The sequence below is a fragment of the Streptomyces sp. NPDC111606 genome (genome assembly GCF_055656945.1).
Map to the genome: position 1 here is coordinate 516,677 of NZ_JBVKBY010000003.1, position 24,237 is coordinate 540,913.

A 24,237-nucleotide genomic window follows, 5' to 3' on the forward strand; every position below is an offset into this window, starting at 1 on the left:
CAGCGGCCCCCGTGCAGCGGCCGCCTCATTTACAGGGCCCGCCCCCGTGCGGCCACTGCCCCAGTGCAGAGGTCGCCCCGTGTGCGGCGCCTGCCCCAGCGCAGCGGTCGCCCCATCTACAGGGCCCCCAATGCTGCGCCCGCCCCAATGCCGCGGCCGGCGCAGGGCTGCGCCCGCCGCAGGGCCGGGTGCCGGAGTGGCGTCCGGCGAGACAGTGTGGCCGGTCAATGGTTCCGTGCGCCCTTGCGGGACCGTTCGCGCGGGGCGTGCGTGAGTGTGGCGGGGCGCCCACGGGACTGTGCGCGCCGTTACGGCCCGTGACGCTTTGGGGGATGGAGGGGCGGGCGTGCGGGTGCTGAATCGTCCCGGCCAGGGTGGGCAAGGGCATGGGAACCAGGAGTCGGCGCGGCGTGCGGCATGCGAAGTGCCTCGTAACCCGACCTTTGATCATGACCACTTCTGACCAGCTCTGATCGTTCGATTTCCGCTTGTGTGTGAACGGTGGGGCGGGTTATCGGTCTGTCGTACGAGGCCTCATACCAGAGCGGGATGCTGCCTGCGGGACTTTGTCAACTGCCCACCGCACTTGATGCGGAGGCGACTACTGTCAGTGTCCGTCGGGCGACGCGGAGCCGAATTCGTCGGTTCTGCCGACCGACATCGCTATGGCGCACGCCCCGGGCCGCGCAGACCGCGCGCATCCCAGGCCCCGACCGACGGACCAGTACGAGGACCCCGATGTCTCATCTCCGCGCCCCGGCCGCACGTGCTGACCGCCGTGAGGGCGGGCGGCACGGGCGCCCGGCCGTCCGCACCGCTACCGCGCTGCCCGAGACCCACATACGGCCCCAACTGCTGCGTCTGGCCGTGCTGCCGCCGGTCGCGGTGACCCTCAGTGCCTTCGCGGCCGTGCTGTTCGTCGTGCGGTCCACCGGAGTACGGCCGAGCCTCCCCCTGTGGGGCGTGCTCGCCGGCGCGGTCTCGGTGACCCTGGCGGGCATCCTGATCGCCGCGGTGGCCGCCAACCGCACCGCCAGGTCCGTGAGCGACCGTATGGGCGCACTGCGCCGCAGGAGCGCACGCGGCGAGGCCGATCTGCGGGCCCTCGTCGAGACCCTGCGGCGCGGCGAGGCGCCGCCGAAGCGCAGGCAGCGCAGCGGTCCGCCCGACGGCGCCGACGACTTCGAACTGCTCGCTGCCGATCTGGCCCGCGCGCAGGACGGGGCCGTCACCGCCGTCGTCCAGGCCTCCCAGCTCTCCAGCCAGGCGGGCAGCGAACAGAAGCTCGAGGTCTTCGTCAACCTCGCCCGGCGCCTTCAGTCGCTCGTGCACCGCGAGATCTCCATCCTCGACGAGCTGGAAAACGAGATGGAGGACCCCGATCTGCTCAAGGGCCTCTTCCACGTGGACCACCTCGCCACCCGCATCCGCCGTCACGCCGAGAACCTCGCCGTGCTCGGCGGCGCCGTCTCCCGTCGGCAGTGGAGCAACCCGGTCTCCATGACCGAGGTGCTGCGCTCCGCCATCGCCGAGGTGGAGCAGTACTCGCGGGTCAAGCTCGTGCCTCCGATCGACGGCACCCTGCGCGGGCACGCCGTCGCCGACGTCATCCATCTGCTGGCCGAACTGGTCGAGAACGCCACGGTGTTCTCCGCCCCGCACACCCAAGTGCTGCTCCGCGCCAACCTCGTGACCTCGGGGCTGGCCGTCGAGGTCGAGGACCGCGGCCTCGGCATGCCGGTGGGCGAGCAGAACCGCATGAACGCCCTGCTCGCCGACCCCGACCAGGTCAACGTCGCCAGCCTGCTGGCGGACGGGCGCATCGGGCTGTTCGTCGTCTCGCAGCTCGCCAAGCGGCACGGCATCCATGTGCGCCTGCAGACCAACATCTACGGCGGAGTCCAGGCCGTACTCGTCGTGCCGCAGGGGTTGTTGGGGACGGAACCTGGAGCTCGCGCAGGCGCGGAGGGCGCGCAGGAGCCGCACAGGGGGGCGGGCACGCCCGTACAGCCGCACGTCCCGTCGCCGGCACGCCCGCAGCAACCGCGTCCGCCACAGACGCCGGTGCCACCGCAGCAGTACGGGCAGCATGCGTCGGCCGCGTCGGAGGGCGGGCACCGAGGTGCGGCCGAGGCGTCCACGGGCGCGCCGCGTCGGCAGCAGCCGCCGGCCGGCGGGATGGGCGCGGCCCCCGGAGCGAACGGCACCGGACCGGCACCGCTGCCCGTGCGCGGCGCCCACGACGAGCGGGCCAACCCCGCGGAGGCCGTGCCCGGCATCAGGCCCGACGAACGTGGCCGCGTCGAGGAGAACACCGCCGCACCGCTGGCCCCGCGCACCGGCACCGTCCGCGGCACCATGGGCAAGCCCCAACTGCCCCGGCGCCGCGCCCAGGAACACATCGCCCCGCAGCTGCGTGACGGCCCCACACCGCGTCAGGAGTCCGACCAGCTTGCCGGGCACGACCCGGGGCTGATGGCGGCATTCCAACGGGGTGTCGGGCTCGCGGAGACACAGCAGCACATGGAGTCGGCACACGTGGAGTCGCCGCACATGGAGGCGGCGCACACCGCCACCACGCAGGGGACCACTTCCGCCTACACCTCCTCCCCGCACCAGGCCTCCGACACGACGTCGGGCGACCCGGACCCCACAGGCCTGGGCCACACGTCCCCCGAGCCCACCCGTCTGGAGTCCGTGCGCCCGGTGCAGACCCACCTGGAGTCGACGAGCCTCGACACGCGGCACCCGGTGCCCCCACTCCTGCGCCCGACGGCCCTGGACGGACTGCACACAGACGTGACCCCCATGACCACCCGTCCCTCCATGGACGTATCGCCCATGGACCCGGTCCACACCACCGAGAGGCAGCCCGGGTCCGCGCCCGGCGCCGACCACACCCCCTGGCACGACGGGAGCGCACCAGCCGGATGACCACGTTCATGACCAGTTCGACATCCGCCTGGAAGTCCACCCCCACCCCCAGCGCTCCCGCTGACCTTCGTACCTCAAGGAGTCGATCCATCATGGCGAGCGAAGCGCAGACCGCCCATGTGTCCGATCTCGACTGGCTGATGAGCGGCCTCGTGCAGCGCGTACCGCACACCACCAGTGCGGTCCTCCTCTCCTGCGACGGGCTCGTGAAGTCGGTTCACGGCCTCGACCCGGACAGCGCCGACCACATGGCCGCCCTGGCCTCAGGTCTGTACTCCCTCGGCCGGAGCGCCGGCGTCCGCTTCGGTGACGGCGGAGAGGTGCGCCAGGTCGTCGTCGAACTCGACTCGACCCTGCTCTTCGTGACCACGGCCGGCTCCGGCACCTGTCTGGCCGTCCTGGCCGGCCGTGAGGCCGATGCGGCGGTGCTCGGCTACGAGATGGCGATGCTCGTCAAGAGCGTCCGCCCCTACCTGGTCACCGCTCCCCGGCAGCACTCCGTCGAACCCTCGGCGCTGAGGCCTTGAACGTGACGGCGGCCGGCGATGGGCCCTGGCTCGACGACGCGGCCGGACGGCTGGTGCGCCCTTTCACGGTCAGCAACGGCCGTACCCGGCCCACCATCGCGCTCGACCTCATGTCGCAGGTCATGGCCACCGGGGCGACCCCCCTCGGCTACCTCGGCCCCGAGCACGAGCAGGCGCTCGACCTGTGCCGCGGCCCGGTGTCGGTCGCCGAGGTCGCCGCCCATCTCAAGCTGCCGGCGGTGGTCACCAAGGTGCTGCTGTCGGACCTCGTCGACTGCGGGGCGGTCACCACCAAGCCCCCCGAGTTCCACCACAACCCGACTGACCGGGCCCTTCTGGAGGCAGTGCTCGATGGACTACGACGACAGCTCTGATCCCTTCCCCACCGCGCTGAAGATCTTGGTGGCGGGAGGGTTCGGGGTAGGCAAGACGACCTTCGTCGGCGCGGTGAGCGAGATCGCGCCGCTCAGTACGGAGGAGCTGCTCACCACGGTCAGCGCCGCGACCGACAGCCTCGAAGGGATCGAGAACAAGGTCGAGACGACGGTGGCCATGGACTTCGGCCGCATCACACTCGATCCGGAACACGTCCTGTACCTGTTCGGCACGCCCGGACAGGAGCGTTTCTGGTTCATGTGGGACGAACTCTCCGAGGGTGCGCTCGGCGCGGTCATCCTCGCCGACACCCGGCGACTGGAGGAATGCTTTGCCGCCGTCGACTTCTTCGAACAGCGGGGCCTCGGATTCATCGTGGCGATCAACGAGTTCGACGGGGGCTTCCGGTACGACCCGGAGGAGGTCCGAGCCGCGATCGACCTCGACCCGCAGGTCCCCGTCGTCCGTTGCGACGCCCGGATCTCCAGCTCAGGTGTTCAGACCCTGCTGACCCTGGTCCGGCACCTCATCGCTCACGCGCCGGCACCCGCGCCGAGCCACGGCGCCCACATGTGACAGACGCACACACCAGCACGGAGCCGCATATGACGTACGCCCACAGCGACGGAATCCGCCCATGAGCCACGGCCCACCCCATCCGGTCGCTCGCCTGCTGCTCACCCCCGAGGACAAGGAGGCCCCTGCCCGTGCGCAGCGGTTGCTTCGCATGGGCCTGGGGGAACACCCCGACCCGGCCCTTGACGTCTTCGCGGACCATCTGGCCGAGCACACCGGGGCGCCGTACGCCATGGTCAACTTCATCGGCGAGAACCGTCAGTTCTTCGCCGGCCTGCATGTGCGGCCTGCCGTGAACCTCGCCCGCGCCGACGACAGCAAGCCCCAGCTGGGCCGTCATATGGAGCGCGACCATGGGTTCTGCCCCCATGTGGTCGTCCGACGCAAGGCGCTGGTCCTGGAGGACGTCCGCGACTATCCGCGGTTCGCCGGGAACCCGATCGTGGACGAGTTCGGCATCCGCTCCTATCTGGGCGCACCGCTCATCGACAGCACGGGGATGGTGATCGGCACTGTGTGCGTCGTGGACGTGGAGCCGCGGCCGTGGGGGAGAGCCGGACTGGAGACCATCAAGGCGTCGGCGGCGGACCTCGTCATCCGGCTGGAGCGGCGGGAGGCCGACGGGCTCCCCCTGCTGTGACTGCTCCGGGTCCGGGAGCGGCGGCTAGAAACCGCGCCACACGTTGTCGAACGCGGCGTCCTCGATCGCCCGCCGTTGCCTTACGGCCTCCAGCTCCACGACCGCGTTGCCGACGGCGGCGAGGACGGTCGTGACCGTGTCGTCGGTGAGGTCGTCGGTGAGGTCGTCAGGGGAGTCGTCGGTCATGTCGCGCAACCCGGCGGCGGCAGCCAGGGCCGCGAGGACGGGCTCGCCCGACGCCCAGCGCTCCTCGGCCTGCTGCCGGGCCGTCGAGTCGACCGGCACCGACCGCCCGGCCCGCAGCGAGATCCGGTGGGCCCGCGGCCGGGCCGTGAGCCCCATGCTCTCCAGATCCGCGACATAGGCCGAGGACAGTCCGCGCCCCCGGCGCCACAGCCAGTCCTCGACCGACTCGTAGGGCTCCTGCCGTACGAGTGACGAGGCGGCCTCGTCCAGCAGCCGGTCGCCCGTCGGAGCCTGTGCGCTCGGCGTGATGCGTTCGTCGTCGAGGACGAGGGCCCCGGCCTCGATGAGGTCGAAAACTTCGGCCGCCGCGAGCGCGAGCGACAGTTCGCCCTGCCCCACGGGGCGGTCGGGTGCCATGTCCAGCGCGACGATCGCGAGGTCACGTGCGGTGTTCATGAGCGACTCCAGGTCAGTCGGCCGAGTACGGGGCGGGAGCACCGGGACCGGCCGCGACGGCGGTCCCGGGGGCTCTACCTCGATTGTCGCCGCCCGGAGGGTGTGAGGGGGCGCGAGTGGAGGGCGTGAAGGAAAGCTGTGGCGCTGCTTAAGAAATCCTCGATGGACCGCGGCGCCGCCGTACGGCAGATTGCTAGGCGATTCCACCCCCCTCCCCGGCCGCGGGCGCCTTCGGCATGCCCGAGGCCGGGACTCACCGTCAGGAGCCGTTGCGTGAAGGCGCTGGTCAAGGAGAAGGCGGAGCCCGGGCTGTGGCTCGCGGACGTCCCGGAGCCGGCCGTCGGACCGGGCGACGTACTGATCAAGGTGCTGCGCACCGGCATCTGCGGAACCGACCTGCACATCCGGTCCTGGGACGGCTGGGCGCAGCAGGCGATCCGCACCCCGCTCGTGCTCGGGCACGAGTTCGTCGGCGAGGTCGTCGAGACCGGGCGTGACGTCACCGACATCGCCGCCGGCGACCGGGTCAGCGGTGAGGGCCATCTGGTGTGCGGCAAGTGCCGCAACTGTCTGGCAGGCCGCCGTCATCTGTGCCGGGCCACCATAGGCCTCGGCGTCGGACGCGACGGCGCCTTCGCCGAATACGTCGCCCTGCCCGCCGCCAACGTGTGGGTGCACCGTGCGCCCGTCGACCTCGACGTGGCCGCGATCTTCGACCCGTTCGGCAACGCGGTGCACACCGCGCTGTCGTTCCCGCTGGTCGGCGAGGACGTCCTGATCACCGGCGCGGGCCCCATCGGTCTGATGGCGGCGGCCGTCGCCCGGCACGCGGGCGCCCGCAACGTCGTGATCACCGACGTGAGCGAGGAACGGCTCGAGCTGGCCCGCAAGGTGGGCGCGAGCCTCGCGCTGAACGTGTCCGAGGCGAGCATCGCCGACGGCCAGCGCGAACTCGGGCTGCGCGAAGGCTTCGACATCGGCCTCGAGATGTCCGGCCGCCCCGAGGCCATGCGCGACATGATCGCCAACATGACGCACGGCGGCCGGATCGCCATGCTCGGCCTGCCGGCGCAGGAGTTCCCGGTCGACTGGGCCCGGATCGTCACCTCGATGATCACCATCAAGGGCATCTACGGCCGTGAGATGTTCGAGACCTGGTACGCGATGTCGGTGCTCCTGGAGGGCGGCCTCGACCTCACCCCCGTGATCACCGGCCGGTACGGCTACCGCGACTTCGAGGCGGCGTTCGCCGACGCGGCGAGCGGCCGTGGCGGCAAGGTCATCCTCGACTGGACCGCGTAAGTCACCCGCGTAAGTCATCTGCCTTTCTAGGAGCTTTGAGATGTTCGACTCCGTGCGCGACGACCTGCGCGCCACCCTCGACGAGATCCGCGCCGCCGGTCTGCACAAGCCCGAGCGCGTCATCGACACCCCGCAGTCCGCGACCGTGAACGTCGCCGCGGGCGGCCGTCCCGGCGAGGTCCTCAACTTCTGCGCCAACAACTACCTCGGCCTCGCCGACCACCCCGAGGTGATCGCCGCCGCCCACGAGGCCCTCGACCGCTGGGGCTACGGCATGGCCTCGGTGCGCTTCATCTGCGGCACGCAGGAGGTGCACAAGGAACTGGAGGCCAGGCTCTCCGCGTTCCTCGGCCAGGAGGACACCATCCTGTACTCCTCCTGCTTCGACGCCAACGGCGGCGTCTTCGAGACGATCCTCGGCCCTGAGGACGCGGTGATCTCCGACGCTCTCAACCACGCGTCGATCATCGACGGAATCCGGCTGTCCAAGGCCCGCCGCTTCCGGTACGCCAACCGTGATCTGGCCGACCTCGAGCGGCAGTTGAAGGACGCGTCGGACGCGCGGCGCCGGCTGATCGTCACCGACGGCGTCTTCTCCATGGACGGCTACGTGGCCCCGCTGCGCGAGATCTGCGACCTCGCCGACCGCTACGACGCCATGGTCATGGTCGACGACTCGCACGCCGTCGGCTTCGTCGGCCCCGGCGGCCGCGGCACCCCCGAGCTGCACGGCGTCATGGACCGCGTCGACATCATCACCGGCACCCTCGGCAAGGCCCTCGGCGGGGCGTCCGGCGGCTACGTCGCGGCCCGTGCCGAGATCGTCGCCCTGCTGCGCCAGCGCTCCCGGCCGTACCTCTTCTCCAACACCCTGGCCCCGGTGATCGCGGCCGCCTCCCTGAAGGTCCTCGACCTGCTGGAGTCCGCGGACGACCTGCGGGTCCGGCTCACCGAGAACACGGAGCTGTTCCGCCGCCGGATGACGGAGGAGGGTTTCGAGATCCTCCCCGGCGACCACGCCATCGCGCCCGTGATGATCGGCGACGCGTCCAAGGCCGGCCGGCTGGCGGAGCTGCTGCTGGAGCGCGGCGTGTACGTGATCGGTTTCTCGTACCCGGTCGTGCCCCAGGGCCAGGCCCGCATCCGCGTCCAGCTGTCCGCCGCGCACTCGACGGACGACGTCAACCGTGCCGTGGACGCCTTCGTCTCGGCCCGCGCCGAACTGGAAGGCTGACGTCCGGCCCACGCCGGACCTTGCGATAATCGATCTCATGATCGAAGCGCGGCGGCTCCACATCCTCCGTGCGGTGGCCGACCACCGCACCGTGACGGCGGCTGCCGCCGCGCTGTATCTCACGCCCTCCGCGGTCTCCCAGCAGCTCGCGGCCCTGGAGCAGGAGACGGGGCACCGTCTGGTGGAGCGCGGCGCGAAGGGCGTACGGCTGACCCCGGCCGGTGAGATCCTGCTCAGCCACACCAACGCCGTCCTCGCCCAGCTGGAGCGCGCGGAGGCCGAGCTCGCGGCGTACAGCTCGGGCGCGGCCGGCACGGTCACGGTCGCCTCCTTCGCGACCGGCATCGCCCTGGTCGTCGCGCCCGCGGTGGCCCGTCTCGCCGGAACCGCCCCCGGTATCCGCATCCGCGTCCAGGACGCCGAGGGCGACGCCAGCCTGCCGATGGTGCTGGACCGGCAGGTCGACATCGCGGTGGCCGTCGAGTACCGGGGGGCGCCGCCCGCCGACGACCCCCGCCTCGCGCACGTACCGCTGTACGCCGAGCCCTTCGACGCGGTCGTCCCCGTGAGCCACCGGTTGGCGGACGCGGCCGAGGTCCCGCTCGCGGAACTGGCGAAGGACTCGTGGATCGGTCAGTACCCCGGCAACCCCTGCCACGACGTGGTTGTCCTGGCCTGCGAGAACGCCGGCTTCCAGCCCCGCCTCGAACACTCCTCGGACGACTTCCGCGCGGTCGTCGCCCTGGCGTCGGCCGACGCGGGCGTGGCGCTCGTGCCGCGCTCGGCGCTGCGCGGCATGGACCTCGCGGGGGTCGTCGTACGGCCCGTGGACGGGGTGGCCCCCACTCGCCGGGTGTTCGCGGCAGTGCGCCGGGGCGCGGAGGAGCACCCGTTGATCCGGCCGGTGCTGGACGCGCTGGGCGAGGTGGCGGGGGAGTGAGGCTCCCGTAACACCGGTGTTTCATATCTGGGATAGCGTCCCGGATATGAAACAAGCCGAAGGTGATGCCGAAACTCCGGACACGGTCGACGCCCGCCTCGGTGCCCGCCTGGCCGAGCTGCGGGCCGAACGTGGCTGGTCCCTCGGCGAGTTGGCGGAGCGCAGCGGCATCAGCCGCTCGACCCTGTCCCGCGCCGAGCGGGCGGAGATCAGCCCCACCGCCTCGCTGCTGAACCGCCTGTGCCACGTCCACGGCCGGACCATGTCCCAGTTGCTCAGCGAGGTCGAGTCCGAGCCCGCGCTGCTGGTGCGGGCGGCCGAGCAGCCGGTGTGGGAAGACCGTTCCTCCGGGTTCGTACGACGGTCCGTGTCACCGCCGCACGCCGGGCTGCGCGCGGAAATCGTCGAGGGGCGGCTCACCGAGGGCGCCGACATCGTGTACGACCGGCCACCCGTGCCGGGACTGGAGCAGCACATCTGGGTGCTGGAGGGGGCGCTCGACGTGACGGTTCAGGAGGCCGAGCACCATCTCGGCGCGGGGGACTGCCTGCGGATGCGGGTGTGGGGTCCCACGCGCTTCCGGTGCGCAGGGCCCGGAGCGGTGCGGTATGTGCTGGCGGTGGTGCTGCCGTGATCGTGACGCGCCTGGACGAAGACCAACTGCTGGGCCAGGCGGCGGACTTGGCCGCCCTGCTGGTGGACACCGTGGAGGACGGGGCATCCGTCGGGTTCCTGGCCCCACTTGACCGTACGGCGGCCATGGCCTGGTGGCAGGAGCGCGCGGCGGCCGTGGCCACCGGGCAGTGGGCGGTGTGGGTGGCGCGCGAGGGCGAGCGAACCGTGGGCACGGTCAGCCTGGACTTCCCCGCCAAGCCGAACAGCCGCCACCGGGCCGAGCTGGTCAAGCTGATGGTGCACCGGGACACGCGGGGACAAGGCCTCGGCCGCAGACTCCTGACGACCGCGGAAGAGGCGGCGATCCGGGCCGGAGTCACCCTCCTCCACCTCGACACCGAGACCGACAGCTTCGCCGAGCGGCTGTACGGGGCGGCCGGCTGGACCCGGGCCGGGGTGATCCCGGACTACGCGGCGAACCCGGACGGAGCGCTACGGCCGACGACGATCTACTTCAAGCGCCTGTGACCGATCGGCCCCTTGTCAGTGCCGCGTGGAACACTCTCCGACGTTGATCGACCAAGACTTCGACCCGGCGGTCGAAGAGGCAGTACACACAGGGGGATTGGCAGTCATGGGCGTGACCATTTCGTTCGTCGGTGCGACCGCGGAGGAGCTGGACAGGGCGGAGAAGGACCCGAATTGGGCCGATGACCACCTCTCCGAGCTGTACGGCAAGGACTACCCGATGCCGGACCGTCCCTACGGCGGCCCGGACAAGGCGTTCGGCGGCCTTCAGTTCCTGTTCGACGAGGCCGAGATATCACTCGAGTTCGTCATGGACGGTTTCCAGATCCGGGACGACGGCACCCTCTTCGGGTGGGCCGCGGAACAGATCGACAGCGTGGCCCGGGAGCTGCGGGCGACCCCGTGGGAGCGGCTGGCGGCCCACTACGACGCGGAGCGGATGGGGGAGAAGGATGTGTACCCCAACATGTGGCGGTTCGACCCCGAGGGGGAGCTGGAGTGGCTGGAGGGGGCGTACGAGGAGCTCGTCGAGTTCTTCGGCGCGGCGGCCGACCGCGGCCTCGGAGCGTTCATGACCTTCAGCTTCTAGAGGGCCTCCCATACGTCGGGCCGACCCCGCTCACCAGGTGGTTGTCAGTGGCAGCCGCTACCGTGCCTGTCATGCCGGATGCCGAAGACGTACGCCGTATCGCCCTGTCCCTGCCGGATACGACGGAGAAGATCGCCTGGAGCATGCCCACGTTCCGGGTCGCGGGCAAGATGTTCGCCACGCTGCCCGAGGACGAGACCTCCATCGCCGTGCGCTGTCCCAAGGAGGAGCGCGACGAACTGGTGCTGGCCGAGCCGGACAAGTTCTGGATCGCCGACCACGAGGCGCAGTTCGCCTGGGTGAGGGCTTGGCTCTCCGCCCTGGAAGACGAGGACGAACTGCGCGACATCCTCGCCGACTCCTGGCGCCAGGCAGCACCGTCGAGCCTGCTGGAGGCGCATCCGGAGGTGGGGCTGCCGACGCGTGAGTGAGACCGGATCACACCCGGTGTGGTCGCGTGACTTCGGCCTGTTCTTCGTTGCCCGGGCCGTCGCCCAACTCGGCGACACCATGCTGCCGGTGGCCCTCGCCACGGGCCTGCTGCAGCACGGGTACGGCGCCGGAGCCGTCGGCCTCGCCCTGGCCGCGACGTCCGCCGCCTTCGCCGGGCTCATCGTCTTCGGCGGGGTCATCGCGGACCGCTTCAGCACGCGCAAGCTGATGATCGGCGCCGACCTGGTCCGCCTCGGCACCCAGTCCCTGGCCGCCGTGCTCTTCTTCTCCGGGCATGTCTGCTGTGGCAGATCTGCGCGATCGGCTTCGTCAACGGTGCGGCGGGCGCCGTGTTCCAGCCCGGCGTCGCCGGCACGGTGCCCCGGCTCGCCGCCGACGTCCAGGGCGCGAACGGCGCCATACGCGTCGCCGAGGCCGTGGCCCAACTCGCGGGCCCGGCCCTCGCCGGAGTGCTCGTCGGATTCGCGTCACCCGGCGGCGTGTTCGCGGCACACGCGACCACCTACGCGGTGAGCGCCCTGTGCCTCCTGCTGCTCCGCCTGCCCCCACCGGTCCCCCCGCCCGGCGACCGCGCGGTCCGCGGGACCAGGGCCTTCCGGGCCGATCTGGCGGAAGGCTGGCGGGAGTTCAGGGCTCGCACCTGGCTCTGGGGCGTCATAGCCATCTGGTGCGTCTACATGATTGCCGTGTGGGGCCCGACCGTCCCGCTCGTGGCGACGGAGGTGGTCCAGCAGCACGGACCGCGCGCGTACGGCCTGATCAACTCCGCGCTCGGCGCGGGCACCGTCGTGGGCGGTCTGCTGGCGCTGCGGCTGCGCTCGCGCCGCATGCTCCGCGCCGGCGCGATCGCGCTCTTCGCCTTCGCGGGCTTCCCCATGACGGTCGGCGCCGGCCTCGACGTTTTGGCCATGGCGGCCGGAGCCGCTGTCGCCGGGGCGGGCATGGCCTTCTGGAGCGTGATGTGGGCGACCAGCGTCCAGACGCAGGTCCCGGCCGATGTCCTCAACCGCATCCACGCGTACGACGTGGCGGGCTCCCTGGCGATGATGCCGGTCGGCCAGGCGCTCGCGGGCCCGGCCGCGGCGGCCATGGGCACGGACCACGTGCTCCTGGTCGCCGCAGGCATGAGCCTCGTCGTCGTGGCTGCGCTGCTCTCGGTGCGTCCGATCCGGGACCTGGTGCGGGCCGACACCCCGACGACACTGGGACCGGCCCCGTCTCCGGCCGCGGCAGGCGAGGGCATGTGCCCCGAGCGGACCTGAAGCGGCCGGGCACGCGGAAACGAGTGCGCGACCACCGACCCGAGTGCGGTATTGTTTCCATGCGCGTTCGGCCGGGGGAAACCCCAGGTCAGACGGCACCGGGACGTGGCGCAGCTTGGTAGCGCACTTGACTGGGGGTCAAGGGGTCGCAGGTTCAAATCCTGTCGTCCCGACGGTGCGAAGGGTCTTCGCAGGCGAGAGCCTGTGAGGGCCCTTTTTCGCTTGGGTTCCCGGTGCCGACCGGATACTCAGCCGGCGGCTCCGAACCACCGCGGCAGATGGCCGAGCAGCTCCTGCTGATCCTCGCCGGCCCAGGCCACATGACCGTCCGGCCGCAGCAGCACCGCGGGCACGTCCAGTTCCTCGCTCGCGTCGACGACATGGTCGACCCGGTCCGACCAGCCCGCCACCGAGAGCCGGCCCGTCCCGTCGAGCAGCAGTCCGCGGCCGCCGCGCATCAGCTCGTAGAGGCGGCCCTGCTTCAGCTTCACGTCCCGCAGCCGTCGGCCGAGCAGTTCGTGGCCCTCGCCGAAGTCGTAGTGGACCCCGATGGCGGTGATCTTCTCGATCAGGTAGCGGTTCACGTCCTCGAAGTCCATCAGTTGCGACACCAGCCGACGCACCGACTGCGGACCCGGTTCGGTGGCCATCAGGTACATCTGCGCGCGGGTGTTGTCCAGCACGTCGGCCGCCACCGGGTGCCGTTCGCTCTCGTAGCTGTCCAGCAGCCCGTCCGGTGCCCGGCCGCCCAGCTCGGCGGCCAGTTTCCAGCCCAGGTTGAACGCGTCCTGGATGCCGAGGTTGAGCCCCTGGCCGCCGGTCGGCGGGTGGATGTGCGCCGCGTCGCCGGCCAGCAGCACCCGGCCGGACCGGTAGCGCTCGGCCTGCCGGGTGGCGTCGCCGAAGCGGGACAGCCAGCGAGGTGAGTGGACGCCGAAGTCGGTGCCGGCGGTCGCCCGCAGCTGCTGCCGGACCTCCTCGAAGGCCGGCGGGACGGCGCGGTCCTCGGTCAGCCCCTCGGCAGGCACGACGACGCGGTACACCCCGTCTCCGAGAGACATGAAGCCGAACCGCTTCTGGGTCTTGCGGACTTCGGTCATCGCGGCGACCAGCGTTTCCTGGGGTACGGCCACCTCCATCTCGCCCAGCAGCGTCTCCACCGTGGCGGGCTCGCCGGGGAAGCCGACGCCGAGCAGCTTGCGCACCGTGCTGCGGCCGCCGTCGCAGCCGACGAGGTAGCGCGAGCGCAGCCGTGTGCCGTCAGCCAGCTCGGCGGTCACCCCGTCGTCGTCCTGGCTCAGACCGACCAGCTCGCAGCCGCGCCGGATCTCGGCGCCGGCCTCGGTGGCGTGCTCGGCGAGCAGGCGGTCGGTGAGGGTCTGGGGGATGCCGAGGGTGTAGGGATGTGCGGTGTCCAGCCGGTCGGGCCAGGGCTTGTCGATGCCGGCGAAGAAGCCGCCGACCTGGTACTGCTTACCGTGCGCGAGGAACCGCTCCAGCAGACCCCGCTGGTCCATCACCTCGATGCTGCGCATGTGCAGGCCGAGCGAGCGGACCACCTTGGTCGGCTCCGGTTCCTTCTCCAGCACGCGCACATGCACGTCGTGCAGCCGCAGCTCGCCGGCCAGCATCATGCCGGTCGGTCCGCCGCCCACAATGATCACGTCGATCATCACAACACTCATTTCCGCAGGTACTGGCTTCGGCCGGAGATTCTGCGGTACGAAGGGGGCCTTGTCGCAAGACCCCCAGTGCGCTATACGTTGAGAGTGGCAAGGAGTGAGTGACCTCCTTGCCCTTCGTCTTTTGTCGCCCGGTCCTCGTAGCCCGGTTCTCGTGGCCCGCCGGCGGTCAGATCACGCAGCCCACGTGCGCCAGCGCCTGCTTCAGCAGCACCCCGTGGCCGCCCGGCATCTCGCTCTGCACCGCCGGGGACAGGGCCTCCTGCGGGCTGAACCAGACCAGGTCGAGGGCGTCCTGGCGGGGTCGGCAGTCGCCGGTGACCGGGACGACGTAGGCGAGCGAGACCGCGTGCTGGCGCGGGTCGTGGTACGCCGTGATGCCCTGCGTCGGGAAGTACTCCGCGACGGTGAAGGGCTGGAGGGACGTCGGGACCCGGGGGAGCGCCACCGGGCCGAGGTCCTTCTCCAGGTGCCGCAGGAGGGCGTCGCGGACGCGCTCGTGGTGCAGCACACGGCCGGAGACCAGGGTCCGGCTGACCGTTCCGTCCGGTCCGATGCGCAGCAGCAGGCCGATGCTGGTGACCTCGCCGCTGTCGTCGACCCGCACCGGCACGGCCTCGACGTACAGGATCGGCATGCGCGCGCGTGCCATCTCCAGTTCGTCGGAGGACAGCCAGCCGGGCGTGGTCTCGGTCATGTCAGACATTGCTTGATCATACTTTCCGGGAATTGCGAACGCTCAGTCGCGAGGCGGGCGGGGCTCGAGGGCGGAGTCGGGTTCGGGGGCGGGAAGTCCGTAGAGACGGCGGGCGTTGTCGCCGGCCGCCCACGCCGCGATCCGCAGCGCGTCAGGCAGATCCAGTTCGTCGGCGTCCACCCGGTCCTGGAGCAGTTCGCCCAGGCCGCGGCGGAACGCCAGTGCGCCGAGCTGGTAGAACTCCGCCAGACCATACGCGTCGGAGGCGTACAGCAGCTTGCGGAACGGAGTGATCTCCATCGCCTCCGCCAGGATCGCCCGGGACCGGGCGGGGCCGACGTGGTGCAGGGTGAGGCCGACGTCGAGATACACCTCCTCGAAGACCGCCGCCAGATAGGCGGCCTGGCGCTGATAGGGCCAGCAGTGCAGGAGCAGCACCGGAATCGTGCCCTTGATGAGGTGCAGCCAGTCCGTCAGGTGGGTCGGGTCCACGCGGTGCAGTCGGATGTCGCTGTCGCCGAACCCGGTGTGGAGTTGGAGGGGAAGCCCCAGATCGACCGCCGTCCACAGGAGATGACGTACCAGGACCGGGTCGGTCAGGGGGCCGCCGTTCGCCAGCCACTGCCGGGCCGCCGCGGTGACCAGCGCGTCCGAGGGGCGCGCCGGGTTCAGGTCGAAGCCGGTCCGGTAGGCGGCCACCGACTTCACGGCCACCACGCCCGCACGCCGCACGGCCTCCTCGGCGGCCGTGCGGAAGGCGGCGGCGTACGCGTCCGGTTCGACCCCCTGTGCCGCCAGTGCCTCGGCGACCGCCTCCAGCCGTACGACCTCGTACGCGGTCGCATCGGCGGTCTCCGCCAGCTCCTGGGGTGTCGTGAGGCGCTGTGGGGTGTAGCCGGTGTCCACGCAGAACACCTCCGTTCCGGCGGCGGCGAGCAGCCGGCGGTCCACCTCGCGCCGGCCCAGCTCCGCACGGCGGGCCAGATACGCGTCGGCGGGGGCGTGCCGCGGCAGATCCAGCAGGGGTGCGCAGTGGCGGCGTACGGCCACGCCGACCGGGGTGTCGAAGGACGAGATGCCGGTCCAGGGCTCGCCCTCGGTGAGCAGCGACTCGAAGCCGTCCCTGCCCAGGTCGGAGGTGACGACCCCGTGGCAGTGGTGGTCCACCAGCGGCAGCGCCGCGAGCGCCTCGTGGACCGGCCCGGTGGCGCCCACGTCAGTACTTCCAGCGGTACGCCGCCGCGACCTGATCGTCGTCCAGCCCGGCGACGGCGTCGGCCTCGCCCTGCCGTACGGCGATCACGGCGTCGGCGAGGACGGGGCCCAGCGCGGCACGCAGCGGCTCGTTCGCACGGAACTCCTCCACGGCCTCGGCGAGCGAGGTCGGCAGCCGGCGGACGCCTCGGGACGCCGCGGCCCGCGCGTCGAGGTGCGCCGGATCGCCGGTGATCTCCTCCGGCAGCCGCGCGCCCGACACCAGTCCGTCCAGCCCGGCGGCGATCAGGCAGCCGAGGGCGAGGTACGGGTTGGCGGCCAGGTCCACCGGTTTGACCTCCAGGTTGGCCGCCTCGGCGCGATGGCCTGCCGTACCCGTGACGACACGCAGCCCGGCCTCCCGTGTCTCCCGGCCCCATGCGGTGAACACCCCTGCCCACTGCGAGGGTCTGAGCCGCAGATGGCTCGCCGGGCTCGGCGCGGTCACGGCCGTGAGGGCGGGGAGGTGGGCGAGGATGCCGGCCGCGAAGGACTCGGCCTCGGCCCGCATGCCGTGCCGGCGGTCACCGCCCGCGTGCAGATTGACTCCCTCGCGCCAGGCGGAGAGGTGGACATGGCCGCCGTTGCCGACGCCCTGACCGAGGACCGCCGGGGCGAAGGACACCGCGAGCCCGTGGCGCTGCGCCACCGCCCGGATCGTCTGCCGCACCAGCACGCTGCGGTCGGCCGCCGCCACCGGATCGAGCGCGGCCACCGACAGCTCGAACTGCCCGGCCGCGTACTCCGGATGGAACTGGTCGACCTCCACCCCCTGCCGCGCGAGCGCCGCCAGCAGCTCGGCGGCGCAGTCGCTCAACTCGACCTGGCGGGCGGCGCCGTATGCCGGCCCTGCGACCGCCGGCACGAACTCACCCTCGGGACCAGGGGGTTGGGCGACGGCCCACTCGATCTCGATGCTCGCCTTGAAGGTGACGTCGTGCCGCTCGGCCGCCTCAAGGACCGTCCGCCGCAGGAACGTACGGCTGCACCCGGGATGCCGCTCGCCCTCCTGGGTGATCCGGTCGACCGGCGCCCACGCCCAGCCGGGCTGCGCGGACAGCTCCACCAGGAGGTCGAGGTCGGGGTAGAGGCGCAGGTCGCCGTCCGGGGAGCCGAGGACATCCGTGGTGACGATGGAGTCGCCCGCAAGGAAGGTGTCGAACACCGGGGACATCCCGATGCCCCAGGCCGCCGCGGAGGCGAGCTTCGCCGTCGGGATCGTCTTCACCCGGGCGATGCCCGCCGTGTCGACGTAGGCCAGGACGATCCCGTGCACGCCCCGCCCGGACAACTCGCCGCTCAGCGCGCCCGCCCGCTCGACGTCACCGGGACGCCCGCCCGGGACGGGATCGGCAAGGGTGGTCATACGGTCTCCTCGACGAGCTCGGCCGGTGGGTTCCGGTCCCTGCCGGTCCGGGCCGGCACGTGTGGTCCCTGCTGGGCGTCAGGGTTTCACGGCGACCGCGCCGTACTGCGGTACCGCAACGGGAGAGTCGGGGGCGCGCCACTGCGAGCAGGACACCATGCCCGGCTCCAGCAGCTCCAGGCCCTCGAAGAAGGCCGCGATGTCCGTGCCGCTGCGGGCCGTGATCGGCGGCGTGGCGTTCTCGTTCCAGAACTTCATCGCCGGGATCTGGCCCTCGCCGCCCAGCTCGGAGTCGAACGTCGGGTGCGTCAGGACCAGGTGGCTGCCGGAGGGAACCGCGGCCAGGACGCGCCGCACGATCTCGCGGGCCTCGTCGTAGTCCAGGACGAAGTTGAGGATGCCCAGCATCATCACCGCGACCGGCTTCGTGAAGTCCAGGGTCTGCGCGGCGCGTTCGACGATGGCGTCGGGGTCGTGCACATCGGCGTCGATGTAGGCGGTGACGCCCTCGTGGGTGCCGGTCAGCAGCGTGCGGGCGTGCACGAGCACGATCGGGTCGTTGTCGACGTACACGATCCGTGAGTCGGGGGCGACGCGCTGGGCGATCTCATGGGTGTTGTCCGCCGTCGGCAGTCCGGTGCCGATGTCGAGGAACTGCCGCACGCCCTGCTCCTCGGCCACGCAACGCACCGCCCGGCCGAGGAAGTCGCGGTCGGCGCGGGCGATGTCCCGGATGATCGGGAACATCCCCGCGACATGCTCGCCGACCTGCTGGTCGACCTCGTAGTTGTCCTTGCCGCCGATCCAGTAGTTCCACACGCGCGCGTTGTGCGCCACACCGGTGTTCAGCTTCGCCGACCCGCCCGACGGGGTGTGGCCATCACTCACGACTCGTCCTCTCCTCGCACGAACGACCGAAACCGGCCATCGCCGCCATTGTGCCGCTCCGTTGATCACGCTGTCCCGGGAATCGGCAGAGCCGGGAGGGCTGTTGGAGGCTGTTGGACGGCGCCGGCTCGGAGTGCGGCGGGAGGGCGAGAGGGAGAGGGAACCGCCCGGCCGTGCTACTCGATCTCGCTGGGCGTCGAGGCGGGCGACTTCCCGGCCAGGACGTCCTGGAGGCGCTGGGTACCGAGCTTGACCGCCTGCTCCACGGAGTCGTGCTCGTCCCCGTCGAGGCCGCCCGCCGTGACGGTGATCGCGTCGTTGCCCACACGTACGGCGGCGACGTCGAGGGTGAGCGTGGCCTGCTCGCCGCCGGTCGTGCCCTGCACCGTCACACGCAGGCCCTCGTGGGCGTCGCCCACGTCGGGCAGCGAGGTCTCGATGACCTGGACGGTGCGCTCCTCGCCGTTCTCGGTCATCGTGAACTGGTCGCACTCGTCGGGCAGCTTCGCCATCCAGTTCAGGGAGTCCTGCGGATCGCTGCGGTCGTAGGCCGCGACCTGGTAGAGCAGCCGCGAGTCGTCCTGCGTGAAGCCGCGCAGCGCGTTCGCTCCCGACGGCTTGCCCAGCAGGTCGTCGTCGTAGAGCGAGTCCATGAGCCGCTGGCAGTCGGCGGCGTCGGCCTTGGCGGTGAGGAAGTCCGAGACGTCCACGGTGCCGATGAGCAGGCTGTCGTGCCAGTTCTCGGCCTCGGTGTCCTTGACCTGGGTCCAGTCGTCCTCGATGTCCGCCTCGGTGATCAGCGCGGTCTGTGCGCCGGACTCGGTGAGGGTGGCCCCGGTGGGAGAGCCGGTCGTGGTGGGGGAGCCGGTCGGCTGCTTCCTGGCGGCCGGGGACGCGGTGACGCCGGAGGCCCGCGAGCCGTCTTTGTCGCCGTCGTCCGAGCAGGCGGCGGTGGCCAACAGCGTGCCTGCCGCCAGGGCCGAGGAGAGGACGCGGACGAGTCGGGACGTACGACGGGTCATCGAGGTGCCTCCTGAGAACGTGACGAGTGCCCTCAGCGCACCACCGGAACCAACGGCCCACCACCGGCACCGGCCCGTTCGAGTGACCACCCCCGGGGAGCGCGCCGACGCCGCGCCGACGCCTCAGCCGCCCGGCTGCCCGTATCCGTGCTGCCAGGCCCACGCCGCGATCTCGACGCGGTTCCGGGCGGACAGTTTCAGCTGGACGCTGGACAGATGCGTCTTGACCGTGGACAGGGAGACGTACAGCTCGGCGGCGATCTCGGCGTTCGTACGACCGAGGGCGACCCGGCGGACCACGTCGAGTTCGCGGTCAGTGAGGGGCTCCGTGGGCGGCGCCGGCCGGACCGGGGCAACGGCGACGGCCTGCGGGGCGGTGACGTGACTCAGCAGGCGGACGGGGACCGACGGCGAGACCAGCGATGGCGCGGACCCAGCGCAGGAACTCGACCCCGTCCTGGCCGGCATCGAACGCGCCGGCACGCGGCCGACGCCGCGCACATCGAGGTCCGCCTGAGCGACGACGCCGGGCGTCTGGAGGTGTCGGTCGCGGACGACGGCCGAGGCGGCGTCCAGCTGCCGGCGGCCGCCCACGGCCGTGGCTTCGGCCTCGTCGTTGCAGTACCGCGCGTGCTCCGCTCGCTGTTCAATGGGAGCGAACAGTCCGTCCTGTCCCGCCGAGAGGAGCCACCCATGCCCTCCGCCGCCGTCCCGCCGGTAGGCACCCGCATCCGGCAGGCCCGCCTGGCGCGCGGGACGAGCCTGCGGGCGCTCGCCCGGGAGGTCGGCGTATCGGCGAGCCTCATCTCGCAGATCGAGAACGGCAAGAGCCAGCCCTCGGTCAGCACCCTCTACGCCATCACCACAGCCCTCGGCATCTCCATCGAGGTCCTCTTCGAGGCGGGCGAAGCTGCAACGGCCTCCCTGGCGGCGGCAGCCCCCGGCACCGTCCTGCACGCCCTCGCCGCTTTCGCCGCCGACCCCGGTCGCCGCATCGGCCCGCTGGTCACGCCGGAGGAGCGGGAAGTGCTGGAGCTGGACTCGGGTGTGGTGTGGGAGCGTCTCGGCCACGTTCCCGGCACCGACGTCGACTTCCTGCTCGTGACGTACCGGCCCGGCGGGGCCTCCTCCAGCTCCGGTGGCCTCATGCGCCACACCGGCACCGAATACGGCTGCCTGACCTCGGGCGAGCTGATCCTCACCCTCGGCTTCGACGAGTACACGCTGCGTCCCGGCGACTCCGTCTGCTTCGAGTCGACGACCCCGCACCGCTACCGCAATGATGGTGACGTACCGGCTACAGGCATCTGGTTCGTGTCCAGTGTTGTTCAGTGAGACTTGACACTCACCGCGTACAGTCGTTGACTCCCAAGCGGGGGTGGTCGCCATGGCGATCCGCACTTTCGGACCCAATGCCGTCGACTGGGAAGAGCGCGTCGACCTGGACCGGCTGCGCAAACAGCGGCTGGCCCGTCTCAACGAGACCCTGAACCGCTCCGATCTCGGCGCGGTGCTCAGCTTCGACTTCGCCAACATCCGCTACATGACGGCCACGCACATCGGCACCTGGGCGATGGACAAGCTGATCCGCTTCGCCCTGCTGGTGCGCGGCGGCGAGCCGATCGTCTGGGACTTCGGCTCCGCGGCCCGCCACCACCAGCTGTACAACCCGTGGCTCGACTACAGCGACGGCAAGGAAGACGGCCCGCCCACCGGCGCCCGCGCCGGGATCTCCACACTGCGCGGCGCCTTCCACCCGCAGGCCGGGATCGCCGCGGACGTCGCCGCGAAGATCGTCACCGAACTGCGCGCACACGGCCTGGCCGACGAGCCGCTCGGCATCGACGTCGTCGAGATGCCGGTCCTCACCGCCCTGCGCGCCGAGGGCATCGAGGTCGTCGACGGACAGCAGGTCTTCCTGGAGGCCCGCCGCATCAAGACACCGGACGAGATCTCCCTGCTCACCCAGGCCTGCGCGATGGTCGACGCCGCGTACGAGGAGCTGTACGGCTATCTGCGTCCCGGCGTGCGCGAGAACGAGTGTGTCGGGGTGGTCAGCAAGGTGCTGTACGACCTCGGCAGCGAATACGTCGAGGGCGTCAACGCGATCTCCGGCGAGCGTTGTTCACCCCATCCGCACGTCTACAGCGACCGTCTGATCCGTCCCGGCGACCCCGCCTTCTTCGACATCCTGCACAGCCACCTCGGCTACCGCACCTGCTACTACCGCACCTTCGCCGTCGGCAGCGCCTCCCGCGCCCAGCGCGACGCCTACGTCCGCTGCCGCGAGTACATGGACCAGGCCATCGACCTCGTCCGCCCGGGCGCCACCACCGCCGACATCGTGCAGGTCTGGCCGCGCGCCGAGGAGTTCGGCTTCGCCGACGAGACCGCCGCGTTCGCCCTCCAGTACGGCCACGGCGTCGGCCTGTCGATCTGGGAGAAGCCGATCTTCAGCCGGCTGGTCTCCCTCGACCACCCCGAGGTCCTGGAAGAGGGCATGGTGTTCGCGCTGGAGACCTACTGGCCCGCCGCCGACGGCTGGTCCGCCGCCCGCATCGAGGAGGAAGTCGTCGTCACCGCCGACGGTTGCGAGGTCATCACCAAGTTCCCGGCGGAGGAACTGCTCGTGGCGGGCCGCAAGTACTGGACGGTCGGCGGCGAGCTGAACACCCGGCGCGAGTCGCAGTCCCACCTCAACACGTCCCGCAGCACACCCCTGAACCCCTCCCGCAGCACCTCCCGTGACGAGGGGTCCCGCTGATGGAACCGGCCGAACTCCTCGCCGCCTACGAGCAGATGACCGTCATCCGCCGTACGGAGAAGGCCGCCCACGACCTCTTCCTGCAGGGTCTCGTCAAGGGCACCACTCACCTCGCGGCCGGACACGAGGCCATCGCCGTCGGCGCGAGTGCCGCCCTGCGCCCCGACGACTACGTCTTCGCCACCTACCGGGGACACCATCACGCGCTGGCACGCGGCGCCACCCCCGAGGAGTGCCTCGCCGAACTCATGAGTCGGGCCACGGGGTTGTGCGGGGCCAAGGGCGGCTCCATGCACCTGACCAAGGCGGCCACCGGCATGCTCGGCTCGTACGCCATCGTCGGCTCCCACCTTCCGATGGCGGCCGGCGCCGCCTGGTCGGCCCGGCTGCGCGGCACCGACCAGATCGCGGTCGCCTTCTTCGGCGACGGCGCCACCAACATCGGCGCCTTCCACGAGGCACTCAACCTGGCCGCCGTATGGAAGCTGCCCGTGCTGTTCGTCTGCGAGAACAACCTCTACATGGAGTACACGCCGATCGCCGACGTCACGGCGGTGCCTCGTCCGGCCGCCGACCGGGCGCCCGCCTACGACATCCCGGGCGAGGTGGTGGACGGCAACGACGTCCTCGCGGTCGAGGAGGCGGTGGCCCGGTTCGCGGCTCGGGCCCGGGCAGGAGACGGGCCCGCGCTGCTGGAGGCGCTGACCTACCGCCACTTCGGGCACAGCCGCTCCGATCCGGCCACCTACCGCCCGGCCGAGGAGGTCGAACGCTGGCTGAAGCACGACCCGTTGGACCTGGCGCGGGGCAGGCTCGTCGAGATGGGGGTGCCGGAGGCGGTGATCGGCGAGGCGGACGACCGGGCAACCTCCCTCGTCCAGAAGGCGGTCGAGGCCGCGAAGGCGGCACCTGCTCCCGATCCGGACGAGGCGCTCACCGACGTTTGGGCGGACGGAGGCGCGGCGTGGCGGACGTGATCAGTTATCGGGAGGCGGTCGCCGAGGGCATCGCGCGGGAGATGCGGCGCGATCCGTCCGTCGTGTGCCTGGGTGAGGACATCGGTGAGGCGGGCGGGGTGTTCAAGACGACCGTCGGGCTGTTCAAGGAGTTCGGGCCCGAGCGCATCTGGGACACGCCGATCTCCGAACAGGCCATCGTGGGGGCCGCCATGGGCGCCGCGATGACCGGGATGCGGCCCGTCGCCGAGATCATGTTCTCCGACTTCCTGGCCTGCTGCTGGGACTATCTCGCCAACGAGATCCCCAAGGTGCGGTACATGACGGGCGGCCAGGTCACCGTCCCGCTCGTGGTGCGCACCGCCAACGGCGGCGGGCTCGGCTTCGGCGCGCAGCACTCCCAGGCGACCGAGAACTGGGCGCTCACCGTGCCCGGCCTGAAGATCGCCGCACCGGCGACTCCCGCCGACGTGATCGGCATGATGGCCGCGGCGATCCGCAGCGACGACCCGGTCGTCTTCTTCGAGCACAAGGCGCTGCTCGCCTCCAAGGGCGCGCCCGCACCGCCGGACCATGTCGTCGAGCTGGGCCGGGCCGCAGTCGTCCGCGAGGGCGCCGACGTCACCCTCGTCGCCCTCGCCTCGATGGTGCCGCTGGCGCTGCAGGCCGCCGACCTGCTGTCCGGTGAGGGCATCGAGGCGGAGGTCGTCGACCTGCGCTGTCTGGTGCCGCTGGACATGAGCACCGTGCTCGCGTCGCTCGGGCGGACCTCGCGGCTCGTCACCGTCGAGGAGAACCCGTACCAGGGCGGCTGGGGCGCGACGGTCGTCTCCGTCGTCGCGGACGAGGGGTTCGGCCTGCTGGACGCGCCGGTCAGGCGGGTGGCGGGGGAGTGCGTACCGCTGCCGTTCGCCGACGCGCTGGAGGAACGGGTGATCCCCACCGTCGACAAGGTCGTCACGGCCGTGAGGACCCTCACCGCCTATTGAAC

23 protein-coding genes, 1 tRNA gene and 2 pseudogenes are annotated in these 24,237 nt (G+C 71.4%); 18 read left to right on the top strand and 8 right to left on the bottom strand.

Annotated elements, in window-relative coordinates; all coding sequences use genetic code 11:
• Nucleotides 1-738 precede the first annotated feature (738 nt).
• The 5 genes from ACZ7M7_RS14050 to ACZ7M7_RS14070 all read left to right on the top strand — a co-directional run bounded on the left by ACZ7M7_RS14050 (nucleotide 739) and on the right by ACZ7M7_RS14070 (nucleotide 5,052).
• Nucleotides 739-2,934, top strand: a complete 2,196-nt coding sequence (locus tag ACZ7M7_RS14050) for a sensor histidine kinase (protein WP_472116075.1) — start codon at nucleotides 739-741, stop codon at nucleotides 2,932-2,934.
• Nucleotides 2,935-3,026: 92 nt separating this feature from the next.
• Nucleotides 3,027-3,461 (top strand): roadblock/LC7 domain-containing protein, encoded by a 435-nt coding sequence (locus tag ACZ7M7_RS14055; protein WP_328877892.1) that lies wholly within the window; start codon nucleotides 3,027-3,029, stop codon nucleotides 3,459-3,461.
• A 2-nt stretch (nucleotides 3,462-3,463) separates the two neighbouring features.
• Nucleotides 3,464-3,835 carry a DUF742 domain-containing protein gene (locus ACZ7M7_RS14060; RefSeq protein WP_328430358.1) on the top strand — a complete coding sequence of 124 codons (372 nt, stop codon included), beginning with the start codon at nucleotides 3,464-3,466 and terminating at the stop codon, nucleotides 3,833-3,835.
• On the top strand, nucleotides 3,813-4,412 hold the full coding sequence (locus ACZ7M7_RS14065; protein ID WP_383600375.1) for a GTP-binding protein: 600 nt from the start codon (nucleotides 3,813-3,815) through the stop codon (nucleotides 4,410-4,412). Before ACZ7M7_RS14060 ends, ACZ7M7_RS14065 begins: the two co-directional genes overlap by 23 nt.
• Nucleotides 4,413-4,473: 61 nt before the next feature.
• A complete protein-coding gene (locus ACZ7M7_RS14070; protein WP_472116078.1) occupies nucleotides 4,474-5,052 on the top strand; it encodes a GAF domain-containing protein in 579 nt (192 codons plus the stop codon).
• A gap of 24 nt (nucleotides 5,053-5,076) precedes the next feature.
• Here the strand turns inward: ACZ7M7_RS14070 and ACZ7M7_RS14075 are convergent, their stop codons facing one another.
• On the bottom strand, nucleotides 5,077-5,694 hold the full coding sequence (locus ACZ7M7_RS14075; RefSeq protein WP_472116081.1) for a GOLPH3/VPS74 family protein: 618 nt from the start codon (nucleotides 5,692-5,694) through the stop codon (nucleotides 5,077-5,079).
• Nucleotides 5,695-5,967: 273 nt separating this feature from the next.
• Between ACZ7M7_RS14075 and tdh the strand changes: the two genes are divergently transcribed.
• The 9 genes and pseudogenes from tdh (at nucleotide 5,968) to ACZ7M7_RS14120 (ending at nucleotide 12,790) form a co-directional block, all read left to right on the top strand.
• Nucleotides 5,968-6,996, top strand: a complete 1,029-nt coding sequence (gene tdh / locus ACZ7M7_RS14080) for an L-threonine 3-dehydrogenase (protein ID WP_472116084.1) — start codon at nucleotides 5,968-5,970, stop codon at nucleotides 6,994-6,996.
• A gap of 40 nt (nucleotides 6,997-7,036) precedes the next feature.
• Nucleotides 7,037-8,230, top strand: coding sequence for a glycine C-acetyltransferase (locus ACZ7M7_RS14085; RefSeq protein WP_383600364.1), 1,194 nt, complete (start codon nucleotides 7,037-7,039; stop codon nucleotides 8,228-8,230).
• A gap of 37 nt (nucleotides 8,231-8,267) precedes the next feature.
• Nucleotides 8,268-9,170 carry a LysR family transcriptional regulator gene (locus ACZ7M7_RS14090; RefSeq protein WP_369274779.1) on the top strand — a complete coding sequence of 301 codons (903 nt, stop codon included), beginning with the start codon at nucleotides 8,268-8,270 and terminating at the stop codon, nucleotides 9,168-9,170.
• 46 nt (nucleotides 9,171-9,216) lie between these two features.
• Nucleotides 9,217-9,804, top strand: a complete 588-nt coding sequence (locus tag ACZ7M7_RS14095; RefSeq protein WP_472116087.1) for a helix-turn-helix domain-containing protein — start codon at nucleotides 9,217-9,219, stop codon at nucleotides 9,802-9,804.
• Nucleotides 9,801-10,313 (top strand): GNAT family N-acetyltransferase, encoded by a 513-nt coding sequence (locus tag ACZ7M7_RS14100; protein ID WP_472116091.1) that lies wholly within the window; start codon nucleotides 9,801-9,803, stop codon nucleotides 10,311-10,313. Before ACZ7M7_RS14095 ends, ACZ7M7_RS14100 begins: the two co-directional genes overlap by 4 nt.
• A gap of 106 nt (nucleotides 10,314-10,419) precedes the next feature.
• Nucleotides 10,420-10,902, top strand: coding sequence for a DUF1877 family protein (locus tag ACZ7M7_RS14105; protein WP_472116094.1), 483 nt, complete (start codon nucleotides 10,420-10,422; stop codon nucleotides 10,900-10,902).
• 71 nt (nucleotides 10,903-10,973) lie between these two features.
• Complete coding sequence (locus tag ACZ7M7_RS14110) at nucleotides 10,974-11,333, top strand: MmcQ/YjbR family DNA-binding protein (protein ID WP_383600350.1); 360 nt, start codon at nucleotides 10,974-10,976, stop codon at nucleotides 11,331-11,333.
• A pseudogene (locus tag ACZ7M7_RS14115) lies at nucleotides 11,302-12,617 on the top strand (MFS transporter). Before ACZ7M7_RS14110 ends, ACZ7M7_RS14115 begins: the two are co-directional and overlap by 32 nt.
• 99 nt (nucleotides 12,618-12,716) lie before the next feature.
• Nucleotides 12,717-12,790: transfer RNA gene (locus ACZ7M7_RS14120), tRNA-Pro, on the top strand.
• Between the two features lie 75 nt (nucleotides 12,791-12,865).
• Here the strand turns inward: ACZ7M7_RS14120 and rox are convergent.
• From rox to ACZ7M7_RS14155, 7 genes and pseudogenes are all read right to left on the bottom strand, one after another.
• On the bottom strand, nucleotides 12,866-14,290 hold the full coding sequence (rox, locus tag ACZ7M7_RS14125) for a rifampin monooxygenase (protein WP_472116097.1): 1,425 nt from the start codon (nucleotides 14,288-14,290) through the stop codon (nucleotides 12,866-12,868).
• A gap of 178 nt (nucleotides 14,291-14,468) precedes the next feature.
• Nucleotides 14,469-14,996 carry an NUDIX hydrolase family protein gene (locus tag ACZ7M7_RS14130; RefSeq protein ID WP_383601182.1) on the bottom strand — a complete coding sequence of 176 codons (528 nt, stop codon included), beginning with the start codon at nucleotides 14,994-14,996 and terminating at the stop codon, nucleotides 14,469-14,471.
• Between the two features lie 42 nt (nucleotides 14,997-15,038).
• The gene (locus tag ACZ7M7_RS14135; protein ID WP_472116100.1) at nucleotides 15,039-16,211 is read right to left on the bottom strand and encodes an amidohydrolase family protein; all 1,173 of its coding nucleotides are present in this window, start codon (nucleotides 16,209-16,211) and stop codon (nucleotides 15,039-15,041) included.
• Between the two features lies 1 nt (nucleotide 16,212).
• Nucleotides 16,213-17,616, bottom strand: coding sequence for a type I glutamate--ammonia ligase (locus ACZ7M7_RS14140; RefSeq protein ID WP_472116103.1), 1,404 nt, complete (start codon nucleotides 17,614-17,616; stop codon nucleotides 16,213-16,215).
• Between the two features lie 78 nt (nucleotides 17,617-17,694).
• Nucleotides 17,695-18,504 carry an SAM-dependent methyltransferase gene (locus tag ACZ7M7_RS14145; RefSeq protein WP_472116106.1) on the bottom strand — a complete coding sequence of 270 codons (810 nt, stop codon included), beginning with the start codon at nucleotides 18,502-18,504 and terminating at the stop codon, nucleotides 17,695-17,697.
• Nucleotides 18,505-18,680: 176 nt separating this feature from the next.
• A complete protein-coding gene (locus ACZ7M7_RS14150) occupies nucleotides 18,681-19,526 on the bottom strand; it encodes a hypothetical protein (RefSeq protein WP_472116108.1) in 846 nt (281 codons plus the stop codon).
• Between the two features lie 123 nt (nucleotides 19,527-19,649).
• Nucleotides 19,650-19,964 (bottom strand): annotated as a pseudogene (locus ACZ7M7_RS14155) (response regulator transcription factor); the annotation flags it as partial.
• A gap of 255 nt (nucleotides 19,965-20,219) precedes the next feature.
• On the opposite strand from ACZ7M7_RS14155, the gene ACZ7M7_RS14160 reads away from it, so the two are divergent.
• The 4 genes from ACZ7M7_RS14160 to ACZ7M7_RS14175 are packed head-to-tail and all read left to right on the top strand — an operon-like array spanning nucleotide 20,220 to nucleotide 24,235.
• Nucleotides 20,220-20,861 carry a helix-turn-helix domain-containing protein gene (locus ACZ7M7_RS14160; protein ID WP_383600331.1) on the top strand — a complete coding sequence of 214 codons (642 nt, stop codon included), beginning with the start codon at nucleotides 20,220-20,222 and terminating at the stop codon, nucleotides 20,859-20,861.
• Between the two features lie 52 nt (nucleotides 20,862-20,913).
• Nucleotides 20,914-22,290, top strand: coding sequence for a M24 family metallopeptidase (locus ACZ7M7_RS14165; RefSeq protein ID WP_472116111.1), 1,377 nt, complete (start codon nucleotides 20,914-20,916; stop codon nucleotides 22,288-22,290).
• Nucleotides 22,290-23,267: a thiamine pyrophosphate-dependent dehydrogenase E1 component subunit alpha gene (locus ACZ7M7_RS14170; protein ID WP_472116114.1), complete on the top strand. Its 978-nt coding sequence runs from the start codon at nucleotides 22,290-22,292 to the stop codon at nucleotides 23,265-23,267. The genes ACZ7M7_RS14165 and ACZ7M7_RS14170 overlap by 1 nt, the downstream gene beginning before the upstream one ends.
• The gene (locus ACZ7M7_RS14175; protein WP_383600322.1) at nucleotides 23,255-24,235 is read left to right on the top strand and encodes an alpha-ketoacid dehydrogenase subunit beta; all 981 of its coding nucleotides are present in this window, start codon (nucleotides 23,255-23,257) and stop codon (nucleotides 24,233-24,235) included. Before ACZ7M7_RS14170 ends, ACZ7M7_RS14175 begins: the two co-directional genes overlap by 13 nt.
• The last annotated feature ends 2 nt before the right edge of the window (nucleotides 24,236-24,237 follow it).